Genomic DNA, 13590 nt, shown 5'->3' with positions numbered 1-13590 from the left:
ATCATCTTAATAATCAGTATTATTTACTCCGTTTAGCGTAGCTAATTATCCGTTTAGCGTATAAAGCTTACAGTTTTATAGGAGTAATTTTGTTTTTAATTTCAATTAAGTCTAAATAAAAACAAAGTGAATATATTTAAGAAATCAATAAGTTTTATAACGATTAACCTTCTATTTTTATTCGTAGGATATACACAATCTAAATTATCCGGAACAGTAGTAGATGCGTGGAAAAAACCAATTCCTGGAGCAACAGTTATTATAAAAGACACGAATAAAGGAGTTTCAACTGATATAAATGGTCATTTTCTTTTTAAAGGTAAGCTTAAAGGAAAATATGTGCTTAAAGTTTCTTTTGTAGGCTTTAAAACTAAGGAACTATTTTTTAAGATAGAAGAGGGAGAAGAACTAGTATTATCAATACAATTAGAAGAATCATCAGTAGAGTTAGATGAGGTACTTGTAACAGGAAAAAGTATCGTAAAAAAAGTAAAAGAAAAAGCATATAATGTAGGTGTTGTTGATGCTAAGCAGTTACATCATACCTCTTTAGATTTAGGACATGCGTTAGATAGAGTAGCAGGAGTACGCATTAGAGAAAGTGGAGGAGTTGGTTCTCGAATGAATTTTTCACTTAACGGTTTTAGAGGAAATCAAGTTCGATTTTTTATTGATGGATTACCCATGGATAATTTTGGTTCATCTCTACAAATTAATAACATTCCAATAAGTTTAGCAGAACGCATAGAAATATATAAAGGAGTAGTACCTATAGGTTTAGGAGCAGATGCATTGGGAGGAGCTGTAAACATTATAACACAACAGCATAAAAAAAGTCATTTAGAGGCTTCGTATTCTTTAGGTTCGTTTAATACTCATAGATCACATGTAAATGCTGTTTATGTAGCAAAATCTGGGTTTACTGCGCAATTAAATGCTTTTCAAAACTATTCTGATAACAATTATAAAGTAAACGTTGATGTATCTGATTTAAACACCGGAGAATATTTTCCCAACCAAAGAGTAAAACGTTTTAATGATACTTACCATAACGAAGTAGCCATTTTTAATGTAGGTTTTGTAAATACTGAGTTCGCAGATCAATTATTATTTGGTATAACCCTAGGACAGAGTTATAGAGAAATTCAAACAGGAGCAAGAATGGTAAGCGTGTTTGGGGCTTGGCATACAAAAGGTAATATTATAATGCCTAGTGTAAAGTATAAAAAGAACGACTTTATATTTAAAAACTTAGATTTTAAGTTAACCGCTAATATCAACTTGGGAGAAGAAAAAAATATTGATACGTTACATAGGCGTTACAATTGGTTTGGAGATTTTAAAGAATATGATGGCCCTGGAGGAGAACGTTCGTATTCTTTATATAAATACAAAAATAACGCAGGTATTACAACAACAAGCTTAAACTATAAGTTGAATGATAAGCATAAAATTACATTTAGTAATACTCTTAATACGTTTGATAGAGTAGGGCATAATGAGTTAAATCCAGATAACGAAATTTACGAACACCCCAAAAAAGTGATGAAAAATGTGATGGGTTTAGGCTATGATTTTAAAAGTTCAAACTGGAATACTTCAGCTTTTATAAAAAAATACTATCAACGTAATAAGTTTGCAGAGGCATATAATCCTAGTGGAAACTACGGAGATGTAGCGTATAGAAATCAAGTTAATAAGTTTAATCATACAGGGTATGGGCTTGCTGCAACATATTTTGTAAACGATGATATACAATTAAAAGCTTCTTATGAAAAAAGTTATCGTTTACCAGAAGCAAATGAACTTTATGGAGATGTAATTAATTTAGAAGGAAACTTAAGTCTAAAACCAGAAAGTAGTAATAATTATAATTTAGGAGTTAGTCTTTGGAAGCATACAAGCAGTAATCACTCTTTTAATTTTAATGCAAATGGTTTTTATAGAGATGCAAAAGATTTCATTAGACCTACACTTAATAAAAATCAAAGTAGGCAAGTTATGGATAATTTAGCGAGTGTAACCAACCTTGGTGTAGAAGCAGAGGCAAGATATAACTTTAATAATCAAGTCTCACTAGGAGCAAACATAACTTATCAAAACTTAAGAAATAACACAAAATATGAAGATAATCAAACAGAAGTTAGTGTTGTTTACAAAGATCGAGTTCCTAACGAGCCTTATTTATTTGGAAATGCTGATGTGAGCTACACTTTTTCTAATCTATGGAATAAAGAAGACAAATTAAATGTAGCCTATAACTTGTTGTTTGTTCATGATTTTTATTTGTACTGGCCAAGTTTAGGGAGTAATAAACTTGAAATTCCTCAACAAATATCACATGATATAAGTTTTACATACTCATTAAACAAGAAACTACAATTTACTTTAGAATGTAGAAACTTGTTAAATGCTGAGCTTTATGACAATTTTAGTTTACAAAAACCTAGTAGAAATTTTACAGGAAAAATTAAATACACTTTTTTTTAAGAACACATATATAGAAGATAATTAAATAACAATTATAAATTAAAACAAATGAAGTACAAAAACCTTTATTCAGCTTTATTTATTGCAGCGGCAATTTTTACGTCATGTAGTGATGATAATACTCCAAAACAGGGAGAAACACCTCAAAAAGGAGCAAAATACTTAATAACTGCGACACCAAAAGCATCAGAAGGAGTTGCAGATTATATACTTACAACAGATAATTTAACCCAAGGAAAAATTAGCACAGTAGGAAACGGTATTGAGCAAGATGGAACATATCGTTATTATGTAACTAGTAATAATAAGTTTTTTAGTTTATTATACGGACAAGGAAACCCAGGAGCTGTTACAACCTATCAGTTAGACGATAAAGGAGCATTAGAAAAGTTATCTAACTTCCAATCAGAAACTGTACAAGCGTTTGCGCCAGTTAAAGACGATTTACTATTAATAAAAATATCAAGAAATTCTGACTCCCCTATAGCTTCTTGGTACCGTCTTGATACCAGAACATCACAATTTGTAGCCGAAGGACAAATTAATACTAAGGACTTAGCAAATAAGGAAAATGGTGAGTTAGCTTTCTTTACTTGGATAACTCAAGTAGGTGATTATGTGTATTTGCCTTATTTTACAATTAAAGGAAATTCTACAGATAGATTTGGAACGAACTACCCTAACGAAGCCAATATTGCAGTGTATTCTTATCCAGAAATGGAGTATGTAAAAACGATTCATGACGATAGAACTAGTCATATTGGACGTTATTTTAACAATGGTTTGTCTGTAGATGAAAAAGGAGATACATATGCTTTTTCTTCTTCTGTAGCAACAACTAATGGAGAAATAACATCTACAAAACCATCAGCAATAACAAGAATAAAAAAAGGAGAAACAGCATTTGACCAAGCTTTTTATTATAACATTGAAGAAGCTTCAGGTAATAGATATGTTACTTCTCATTTATATTTAGGAAATGGTAAATTTTTAGTAAACTTGCACGATACAGCTTCAAAAGGGACATATAGTTCTGGAAAAGATTTGGCTATTGTAGATGTATATGCAAAAACGTTAACAGATGTAACTGGGCTTCCTACAAAAGAAGAAATAGAAAGTATTGCATCAAAAGGGCATTATGTGTCTAAAGCTGAAGGAATAGTTTATATTGGTATAACAACAAAAAACGGGAGTTATGTTTACAATATAGATGCTAGAACAGCCAAAGCTACACAGGGAATCGAAGTAGAAGGAGGAACGATTACAGCAATTAATAAATTAGATCCTGCAAATTAATATTGTTTTTATTATAGGAGTATTATTAAAATATTTAGTTTATCCAAAAAAACCTTGGTACATTCCAAGGTTTTTTAATTTTTATACTAATGAAGTCTATACCCTTTTTTAGGAAGGTAAAAGACTAACTAAAATAAGATGTTTTTTTCTTAATAAGAAAACCAGTGACTATCACTACAGAAGTCAACATTAAAATAGCTATTAAGTTTTTTGTTGTTTTCTGTTCTAAAGGTTTAAATATAAAAGTAGGACGACTCTCATAGGTTTCTATTGTGTATTTTTTGTTTTTAAATAAAAGCGGAACAATGTGGTCTCTCCATTTATTGGAGAAAGATACTACTTGTTGTTTATAATTTTCGTAATCGTTAGCTGAGGTTCCAGCAATTTTATTTAAAGCTTCTTGCATGAGAATAGCTGGAGATGTATATTTCAAATAATCAACAACCTGTTGTTGTTTTTTTAAAGCCTTATTATAGTTTAATAATAAAGGAGAAAGTTGTTGTTCAAGTAAATCTTGTGAGGCAAAATAACGATGCCAGAAAGTAAAATTTTTATTTTCTTTATTAGCTAACTCAGGATGATCTCGTAAATACCCATCTAAAATTTCATCTTGTTTTTTCTCAATTTCTCTATTTGCTTCTCTAATCTCATTAATCATATTTAAGCGAGAAGGTGTAGGGTATATAGAGGTACTAATTTGATTAGCAGTTGCAGGAATAACTAAAACAATTAGTAACCACAGACCAATAAGAGATAAAGCATTTTTAGAAGAATTATTGATCTTTAAATTAACAATACCTGCCAGCGAAAACCAAAAAGCTTCGTAAGCAATTAATAACATAATAGTAGCAAATAATTGAGAAAAGTTTAAAAGAGCATTTTTTGTAAAAATTAAAATACAAACTAAAAAAACAACTAAAGAAATACCAGCAAATAAAATAAAACGAAAACCTAATTTTTGAATCAACCACTTTCTAATTGTTAAAGGTTGAGATCCGATAAGCCTTAATGTACCTAGTTCTTTTTCTCGGGATAAAATATTATAGGTAAATGCAATGATTAATAATGGTAGAATGAAAATAAATACAAAAGAAATATCAAACGTACCAAACAATAATTGGACAGGGTTAGCAATTTCTGTATAATCTAGTGCAAAATTATTGCCAAATATGCTTGGCTTCATAAAATGAGTGTATAAATCACTTTGACCTGTAGCAATAAAAGATAGAGGTTGAGCATCCATAGCAACAACCCTAGGGTGTCTTGTACCAACAGTTGAAGGATTGTTAGGGAGCATCCAATAAGGGAGTCCTGTGTCTATACCGTTTTCAATATCAAGAATGTTTTTTAGCATTTTAGTATCACTCTCTACCAAGTTTTGTTTTACTTTAATAATATCGTCGGTACGTTGTTTTACTTTTTTTTGTCCATTATATGTAGCAAAACCTATAATAGAAAGAAGTATTACAGTTAAAAGTGTAATCCATCCATTTCTAAATAAAATTTTCAATTCGTAATTTATGGTTTGGAAAAACATAATTATAATTTTTTAGAGAAAGTAATTAGTAAATAAAAAGGTACAAGCAACCAAATAAAAAGAATAAAAAAGTTCTTAAAGTTCCAGGTAATGATAGTAGATAAATTTGGAGTATGATATTTAAATTCGGGTAGTTTTGAAAACTTATCAGCTTCGGTTTTGTAGCTCCAGTCTCCTGTTTTTGAATTGTTTTTGAAATCATCATTTAAAAACTTCTGAGTACTAACCCTATAACTTTCGGCTGCATCGGTAAAGTTCCAATGCGCTATATAACCAGTATTGGCAATATCCATAGAAAGAATTCTAATAGGTATAAAAGGAGAAATTACGGCTAGTTTTTGATAAGTAGTGTTTTGATTTTCAAAAACCTCTTTTAAAAAACCATAATGTTTTTTGTAAACTCTAGCTTCATGTTCTTCTCCTTTTTGCATTCTGTAAGCATCGTAATTAAAAGGCAGTTGCTGAATACTATCTACACCGTACTCTTTTAATGTTTTTTCTTTTAAAATTTGAGCCTCTTTACTCCATGGATTATGACCATCTAGTCCTTTTTCTTTATCTTGTTTAATGCTAGCTTGAAATTGTTGTTTCGTTGGATAAGGATGAAAGTCGTTTGCTAAGTTGGTAGCTATTTTCGGTGTAATGAAGCAAAACAGAATCCATAAAGACATATTTACAACTAAAGAAATTCCTGAAGATTTACTAATTGATGATATAAGTATAGTTATGGTAACAATAATCATATAATAAACTAAGTAAGAGGTATAAAGTAGACTTAAATTGTTCCAACTAAAAAGACCTGTAAAACTGTTGGAAGAAAGGAATATGCCAACAACAAGAAAAACTATTGTATTTAATATGAAAACTGGAATAAAGATAGAAAACCATTTACCTAAAGCTAGTCTTACAGGTGAAACACCTTGACTTTTTAACAAACGTAGTGTATCTAATTCTTTTTCTTTAGTAAAAGTATTGTAGCCCATTAATAATATAAGCAGAGGAATCAAATATAACAGTACAAAGTTGAGAGATAATGTACCAAACCTTGCTAGTTCTGTTTGATCCGAAGCTTCACTATAAGCAGCTTCATTTCTTTTATGAGCTTCTAAGAAAATAGAGTTTCCTGTATATTTATTCACACCATTATCAAATAATGATAAAGCAAACTTAGGTTTAAAAGCATATGTGCCGTAATGAGCAGCAGAGTGAGGATTTTTATCTCCTTGTGTATCCCACATACTCCTTTCCTTTTCTTTAGAAATACTATATTGTTTATTTATAGTTTTAAATTGATTATAACTAGTAATACCAGCAATTAAAAGGAGTATAAGTATTATGATTATTGAAAACCCAAAGCGTCCATCTCTCCGTAGTTCAGTAAGTTCTTTACAAATAATAGTTTTCATAATTAAGCTATTACATTTTTAAAATTCATAATATCTAAGTACAATTTCTCTAATTCTGATAATGTTATTTCATCAGAAGCTTTAGTACTTTGTAGTGTGCCATTACGCATAATGCCTATGTGAGTAGCAATATCTTTTGCACGAAACAAATCATGAGTAGCCATTAAAATAGCAACTCCTTCAGATTTCATTTTTAATAAAAGATCAGAGAATTCATTACTAGATTTAGGATCTAAACCCGATGTAGGTTCATCTAAAAGTAGAACTTTAGATTCTTTAGCAATTGCTAAAGCAATTCCAACTTTTTGTCTCATTCCTTTAGAAAATGTATTGACATATTTATTATGAGCTTCTTTTTGTAAACCTGCTTCTTCTAAAAATAAACTAAGTTCAGGCTTGTCAATTTTTTTTCCAGAGAGTTTTAAAAAATAATCTAAATTTTCTATAGCAGATAATGAAGCATATAGCATTAGATTTTCTGGAATATAAGTAATGAAATTTTTAGTTTTGATTGGATGTTTAGTAACCTCCAAACCATTAATTTTTGCAATTCCAGATGTAGGATTAATAAAGTTTAATAACATGTTAATTGTTGTAGATTTACCAGCACCGTTGGCACCAAGTAAACATAAGATTTCACCTTCATTAACCTGTAAGTCTAAATTATTTACAGCAATAAAATCACCATATTTTTTTGTCAGCTTGTTTGTTTGTATCATGTATATGTAAGTTTTAAGTAACTAATTCTATTAATATCTAGTACTACTACAGTAATTAATAAACTCTAAAAAATAGAAATATTAATTATGTAGTAATGTTTTGTTTTTTAGTATCTTATTTTAAGATAAACTACCAGTGTTTAATTCTGTATTTTAATAAAGAACTAATAAATAGGAGGGGGTCTGGAAAAAAGAGAATAGTTTATAAAGTCTTTGAAGTATATAGTAATTTTGAAAAAAACACTATTAAAAATAGGTTTATTTACAGCAGTGAAATTTATAGTGATTGATTGAAGGCAAATAATAGGAGTTTTATTACCTACTATAACGTATTCACAACTGCTACAATCCTCCACTGTATTATCTTCATGAGTAAGAGCATGTAATCCAACCAGCTTAACACTAATAAAGACTGTTAAGAAAATAAGGGCAATATGTGCTTTAAAGCGTTTCAAGCTATGTGTTATTTTAATGACTAAAATAATAAAATCTTTATATATAAGTATGTATTGCTTAGTTAAAAAAAACAATCTCAATAAACATTAAAAAGAGATATTTAAGAGGTAATAATTTATATTATAAGAGAATATGTTAGAGTTTTTTTCTAAAATCAATTTTGTGAGAAAGTTTAATCATTAAAGTATGGTCGTTTTCAATACGGTTTTCTTTTATGATTATGTATTGATTCATGTATCCTAAACTTAATGTAAAAGAAGCATCTAGGGGAATATCGAAAGCTCCATAAATTCTATTTTGACTAAAATTTTTATTATTTGCATATCTATCAACATCTAAAAATACTTGATTAGAGAATGACAAGCCTATTATTGTTTTACCCTCTTTAGATCGTATGATTGGTGTTTTTGCACCAAATATTAATCGTAATCTATGTCTTGTTTTGTCTTCCATAATACGCTGTTCTAGTAGCATTCCATAATTGACGGAAACTTTTTTAATTTTATTTTTTACGGTGAAGTACTCATAAATACGATGTTCAGTTCTCTTTGTAGGAACGGGATGTGCTCCATAAGGAAAGAGCACTACCCATTCATATCCAGCACCAAAACTTAGATTTTTTAAGTAGTCATAACTTGTGCCAATCCTTAACTTTGATTGCTGCCAATCCTTAACAAAATTATGTCTACTCCAAGAGTATAACGTTTCAATATTGAACTTTTTAGTTAATTGATACTTACCAGAATAATACCACCATGAATTAAACTGGTCGACTTTTTGGGCATAACTCTTAAAAATTACAAATAAAAATACTGTAGCTAGTAATTTTTTCATCATTGTCTAAAGTTTTTTACCTATAAAACGAATCACACTTCCTTTACCGTTGTGAGAATTTCCTTCATTCAAAAAGACTTCTTTTTCTTCTAAAAATTGAATTTCAAAACCAGTAAAATCTTGTTGTATTTGTTCTACAGAAAAAAGCATATCTACATCTTTTGGACCACCTATTTTAGGATTGTTTTTCTGATAATTTAGATGATTTTTACTAAAAGCTTCAAAAATTATATGCCCATTAGGTTTAAGAAGTGTAGTCAATTTTTGATGAATACTAGAAATTTTCCAAGCAGAAAAATGTGCGTAAATTAAACCAATAACATCAAAAGACTCTCTTGGAAATTCAAGATCTTGTATATCGCCTACTATATATTTTAGAGGCACACCTGATTCGTTGGCTAATTTTTGAGCCTTATTCTTTCCTTCAATACTTAAATCGGTAGCAGTAACATTCCATCCTAATTTGGAAGCATATACACCATTTCTACCTTCCCCATCAGCAGGCAGTAAAATAGTTCCTGTTTTTAATTTTTGAAGTTCTTCTTTAAAAAATAAGTTAGGCTCTTTACCATAAGCAAAATCTAAGTTTTGATACCTTTCATCCCAAAATGCAGTATATTTTATATCGCTTTTTTTCATCATATTTTGATTTAAATTATATGATGTAAAAGTATAGTGAGTTTAAAATTTTATGATAGGATAAATGTAAAGTAGTATTGTACTTATTTTAGTTTTTTCTATATGCATCAGGAGAATAACCTGTATGTTTTTTAAAAAATCTAATAAAATAAGAAACATCATCATAACCTAAGTGATATGCTATTTGGTTTATTTGATTGGAAGATGCTAAAAGATACCTTTTGGATTCTAATATAATTTGCTCGTTTATAAGTTCTGAAGCTGTTTTACCTAAAGTTTGTTTTGTTATAGTGTTTAATTGATAGTTAGATAGATTTAACATGCTAGCATATTTTGAAACTTGTTTTATACTAGTAATGTTTGTTTCTAATAAATGTAAAAATTTATCAAGAGATTCTTGAATATACAGATCTTTAGTGTTAGGAGTTTTATTGTTGGTATTTCTTAGCCTCAGTAATTCTATAAAAAAAATATGAAGATTAGATTTTATAACTTCTTTATATGCTTCAGTTTTATCCTTGTATTCTGAAAAAATAGATGTCAATAAAAAATTAATTTTTGAAAAAAGGTCTTCCTCTAATTGATAATAATTTGAAGCGCTTACTTTTTGTAATAGAGAATTCATTCTTTTATTAAAAGGATAGTAAAAATCAGTATTAAACTGAATCATAAAACCCTCACTATTACTTCTTAGTTCTAATTCGTGTACTTGACCAGGTCGGATTATAAAAATAGTATGATCTGTAACATCATAATTAACAAAATCTATTTCGTGATTTCCAGTGCCTTTTTTCAATACTAAAAAGAAGAAAAAATCATGTCTATGAAGCTCGTGAACCATATCTTTTCCATTAAGAAGTTCCTGAAGATTTTTAATCATAAAATCACCAGATAGGTTAGGTTCTTTTTGAGAAGTTTTTAAATGTCTTACAGGGATGGTTTTCATGAGGTTAGAATCTAACTAATGTAATACAAATTTAAGTAGAAAAAGAGCAAGGAATAATAAGTAATTCTAAAAAATAAAAAAGTCCTATAAATTATATAATTCATAGGACTTTTAAGTCGGGGTGGCAGGATTCGAACCTGCGACCTCCTGCTCCCAAAGCAGGCGCGATGACCGGGCTACGCTACACCCCGAAAAGTGTAAAAATCGTAATGTAGTTTATCTCGAGTAAAACGAGAGGCTACACCCTGTTTTTAATTGGGACTGCAAATGTAGAAAAAAAAAGTGAACTACAAATAAAAAAAAGAAACAATTATTAAATAATTTGACCTTATAAGGTAATAGTTAAAATATATTTAAAAGGATATAACTAGAAATAAAAAAAAATTACATTTGTAACTTCAAAAAATTCAAGATAATGGCAGAAAAAATTAAATGTTTGATTATTGGGTCTGGTCCAGCAGGTTACACAGCAGCAATATATGCAGCAAGGGCAGATATGAAACCAGTTATGTACACAGGAATGCAAATGGGAGGACAGTTAACAACCACTACAGAAGTTGATAATTTTCCAGGTTATCCAAAAGGTACTGATGGTACAGCAATGATGGAAGATTTAAAAAGTCAAGCAGAGCGTTTTGGAACAGATGTACGTTTTGGAATGGTAACTAAAGTAGAGTTTTCTAACGAAGAAGGAGGAATTCATAAAGTAATTGTCGATGAATCAACAGAAATAGAAGCTCAAACTGTTATTATTTCTACAGGAGCTACTGCTAAATATTTAGGTTTAGAAAGTGAGCAACGTTTAATTGGTGGTGGAGTTTCTGCTTGTGCTACTTGTGATGGGTTCTTTTATAAAGGACAAGATGTTGTTGTTGTTGGAGCAGGTGATACCGCAGCAGAAGAAGCAACCTATTTAGCTAACATTTGTAGTAAAGTTACGATGTTAGTTCGTAAAGATTATATGCGTGCTTCAAAGGCAATGCAACACCGCGTAAACAAAACAGAAAATATTACTGTTATGTATAACACTGAAATTGATGAGGTATTAGGTGAGAATGTTGTTGAAGGAGTTCGTGCTGTGAATAATGAAACAGGTGAAAAAACGGAGATTCCAGTAACAGGTGTATTTATTGCAATAGGGCACAAACCAAATACTGAATTGTTTAAAGATGTTTTAGACATGGATGAAACAGGTTATTTAATTACTAAAGGAAAATCTACTAAAACTAATTTACCAGGAGTTTTTGCTGCAGGTGATGTGCAAGACAAAGAATATCGTCAAGCTGTAACAGCTGCAGGTACAGGATGTATGGCGGCTTTAGATGCTGAACGTTACTTAGGAGCATTAGAATAAAACATAAAGTATATAAAATTAAAAAAGGGTACGTATTAGCGTACCCTTTTTATTTTATTTAGAATTTTTTTCGCTTTCACGAATAAGCTGTCGAATCCAATCATTAGGAATCATATCAATAGTAAGGTTTATGCGTTCCTCATCACCATTATTAATAACTTTATGAGGATCGGTAAGTCGCATATACCAGCATTCCCCAGGTTTCATGAGTACGGGAGTGTTATTCAAATAAAAAGTTACACTTTCATTGTTAAGAATAGGAATAGTAAGTCGTATTACTGATTTTTCAACCTCCAAACCTAAGGTAGGATCTGTGTGTTCCTTTACTGTTGAGTGTGGTGCTAGTCGAAGTAACCTAACTAAATTAACAGTAGTATTCTCTTTAAAAAAATCAATAACACTAGTTAAATACGGAGACTTTTTTAAGGCATTAGTATCTAGCCAATCTGTCCAAGAACCATCAGCATAATCTTCAGCAGGAGGCGGAAAAGGTAATGAGGTATCCACTAAATGTGCGGGTGACCGTAAAGGAATTACATCATAATATTCAAAATTATCTAGCTGTAAAGCTTTAGCCTCTTCAAGCATTTTAGCGGTATTAAAGTTAAGAGGTAGCTTAATACGATCACTAAAAGCATTACTTGTCCTAGTAGTAACTGTTTCCATAGACCTATGTTTATAAAAGTTTGAGTTAGTATATTGTAAAACTACAAAAAAGTAGAATTTTTTTCCTAAGTGTTACATTTTTATAAAGTTACCTCTTTTATTCTAACCATTTGTAATTTATAAGCAAGTGTCACTTAATTTTTGACTATCAGATTTATAAACAGTTGGTATTGTTTGATCCGCATTAATTTTAATACAAGTTAAATCAGGATTTCTGTCTACTCTTAAATCTTCAAGTTTCAAATTAGAACTAACATCTAAATTAGTAAGTAAATTACTAGTGATGTACAGATGTTTTAAATTGATAAATGAATGAATATTAATAGCATTTATTTGATTGTCTGAAGCTAAAAATGTTTCTAAAGGGCTAATGTCATCAATACTAATAGAAGTAATTTTATTACTTGTTAATACAACACTTTTTAATTTTGAGGTGTCTTCTGTTTTAAATGAAGTTAGTAAATTGTTAGTTACCGTCAATTCTTCTAAAGAATTATTAGATATATTTAAATGAGTTAATTTATTAAAAGATAAATTTAATATTTTAAGCTTACCAGCTTTTTCCAAGCCTGTAATAGTCGTAAGGTCGTTAGAATGAATATCTGCTAAAAGAAGATTAGGATTATTACTAAGATCAATAGTAGTTAAGTAGTTTGCGTTTAAATATAAGGTATCTAACTTTGTGTTAGAACTTAGGTTAATAGCTTTAATCTTTTGTCCAGCCGCAGATAAATACGTTAAGTTTGAAAAAGCTTCAATACCAGTTAAGTCACTCGTTTCACCAAAACTATCATCTAAGTTTAAGTTTAAACGAGTAATTTTTTTTGCATCTTCTATTGATATTTTTTGATTAATACTACCATCACTATCTAACTTTTGTTCTACTAATATTGCCTCAAAATGTTTATCAGGTATGCTAATATAAACATCATTTCCAGTATCAGGAGTCTCATCGTCACTAGAACAAGAGGAAAAAAGGAATAGAGCTAAGGCAAGTGTAGTGTAAGCAATTTTATATTTTAAAAATAAAGATTTCATAAGCTGTTTAATTTTTTAAGCGTAGTTTTAATTTATGAGATATTGTTATTATTTTAATTTTTAGGAGCAAAATACAGCGAGTAAGATTTAGGAATAGGAGTTTTTTAAAGTTAACTTTTCCAATTTTTATTCAAGCTATAAAAATACAAAAAGTGACTCTGATGATTTATCAGAGCCACTGTTATTTTTATGCTAAAAAAAATAAGGAT

Annotated in this window: 11 protein-coding genes and 1 tRNA gene; 3 read left to right on the top strand and 9 right to left on the bottom strand. The window is 29.6% G+C overall.

The annotated features are described in order from the left end of the window. Positions 1-126 precede the first annotated feature (126 nt). Both D6200_RS07430 and D6200_RS07425 read left to right on the top strand, forming a co-directional pair. Positions 127-2490 carry a TonB-dependent receptor gene (locus D6200_RS07430; protein WP_240627213.1) on the top strand — a complete coding sequence of 788 codons (2364 nt, stop codon included), beginning with the start codon at positions 127-129 and terminating at the stop codon, positions 2488-2490. Positions 2491-2538: 48 nt separating this feature from the next. Then, a complete protein-coding gene (locus D6200_RS07425; RefSeq protein WP_047790180.1) occupies positions 2539-3786 on the top strand; it encodes a DUF4374 domain-containing protein in 1248 nt (415 codons plus the stop codon). Between the two features lie 124 nt (positions 3787-3910). Here the strand turns inward: D6200_RS07425 and D6200_RS07420 are convergent, their stop codons facing one another. The 7 genes from D6200_RS07420 to D6200_RS07390 all read right to left on the bottom strand — a co-directional run bounded on the left by D6200_RS07420 (position 3911) and on the right by D6200_RS07390 (position 10514). Then, positions 3911-5323: a DUF3526 domain-containing protein gene (locus D6200_RS07420; protein WP_073184628.1), complete on the bottom strand. Its 1413-nt coding sequence runs from the start codon at positions 5321-5323 to the stop codon at positions 3911-3913. 2 nt (positions 5324-5325) lie between these two features. Next, positions 5326-6729, bottom strand: coding sequence for a DUF3526 domain-containing protein (locus D6200_RS07415; protein WP_073184625.1), 1404 nt, complete (start codon positions 6727-6729; stop codon positions 5326-5328). A 2-nt stretch (positions 6730-6731) separates the two neighbouring features. After that, entirely contained in the window at positions 6732-7448 is a 717-nt protein-coding gene (locus D6200_RS07410; RefSeq protein WP_073184623.1) for an ABC transporter ATP-binding protein, read from the bottom strand. 591 nt (positions 7449-8039) lie between these two features. Next, complete coding sequence (locus D6200_RS07405) at positions 8040-8741, bottom strand: DUF2490 domain-containing protein (RefSeq protein ID WP_073184619.1); 702 nt, start codon at positions 8739-8741, stop codon at positions 8040-8042. Positions 8742-8744: 3 nt separating this feature from the next. Continuing rightward, positions 8745-9380 (bottom strand): class I SAM-dependent methyltransferase, encoded by a 636-nt coding sequence (locus D6200_RS07400; RefSeq protein WP_317125562.1) that lies wholly within the window; start codon positions 9378-9380, stop codon positions 8745-8747. An 85-nt stretch (positions 9381-9465) separates the two neighbouring features. After that, positions 9466-10323: an AraC family transcriptional regulator gene (locus tag D6200_RS07395; protein ID WP_073184616.1), complete on the bottom strand. Its 858-nt coding sequence runs from the start codon at positions 10321-10323 to the stop codon at positions 9466-9468. A 116-nt stretch (positions 10324-10439) separates the two neighbouring features. Beyond that, positions 10440-10514 (bottom strand) — tRNA-Pro (locus D6200_RS07390). A 224-nt stretch (positions 10515-10738) separates the two neighbouring features. Here D6200_RS07390 and trxB point away from each other — a divergent pair. Further along, positions 10739-11677, top strand: coding sequence for a thioredoxin-disulfide reductase (trxB, locus tag D6200_RS07385; RefSeq protein ID WP_047790172.1), 939 nt, complete (start codon positions 10739-10741; stop codon positions 11675-11677). Between the two features lie 54 nt (positions 11678-11731). Here the strand turns inward: trxB and D6200_RS07380 are convergent, their stop codons facing one another. Both D6200_RS07380 and D6200_RS07375 read right to left on the bottom strand, forming a co-directional pair. Then, positions 11732-12343: an aspartyl/asparaginyl beta-hydroxylase domain-containing protein gene (locus tag D6200_RS07380; protein ID WP_073184613.1), complete on the bottom strand. Its 612-nt coding sequence runs from the start codon at positions 12341-12343 to the stop codon at positions 11732-11734. Between the two features lie 117 nt (positions 12344-12460). Beyond that, positions 12461-13381, bottom strand: a complete 921-nt coding sequence (locus tag D6200_RS07375) for a leucine-rich repeat domain-containing protein (RefSeq protein ID WP_073184611.1) — start codon at positions 13379-13381, stop codon at positions 12461-12463. Positions 13382-13590: the final 209 nt, after the last annotated feature.

The organism is Tenacibaculum mesophilum (assembly GCF_003867075.1).
Taxonomy (GTDB): domain Bacteria; phylum Bacteroidota; class Bacteroidia; order Flavobacteriales; family Flavobacteriaceae; genus Polaribacter; species Polaribacter mesophilus.
The sequence above is the reverse complement of the archived record's forward strand: the minus strand, read 5'-3'. Positions and strand labels throughout refer to the sequence as shown.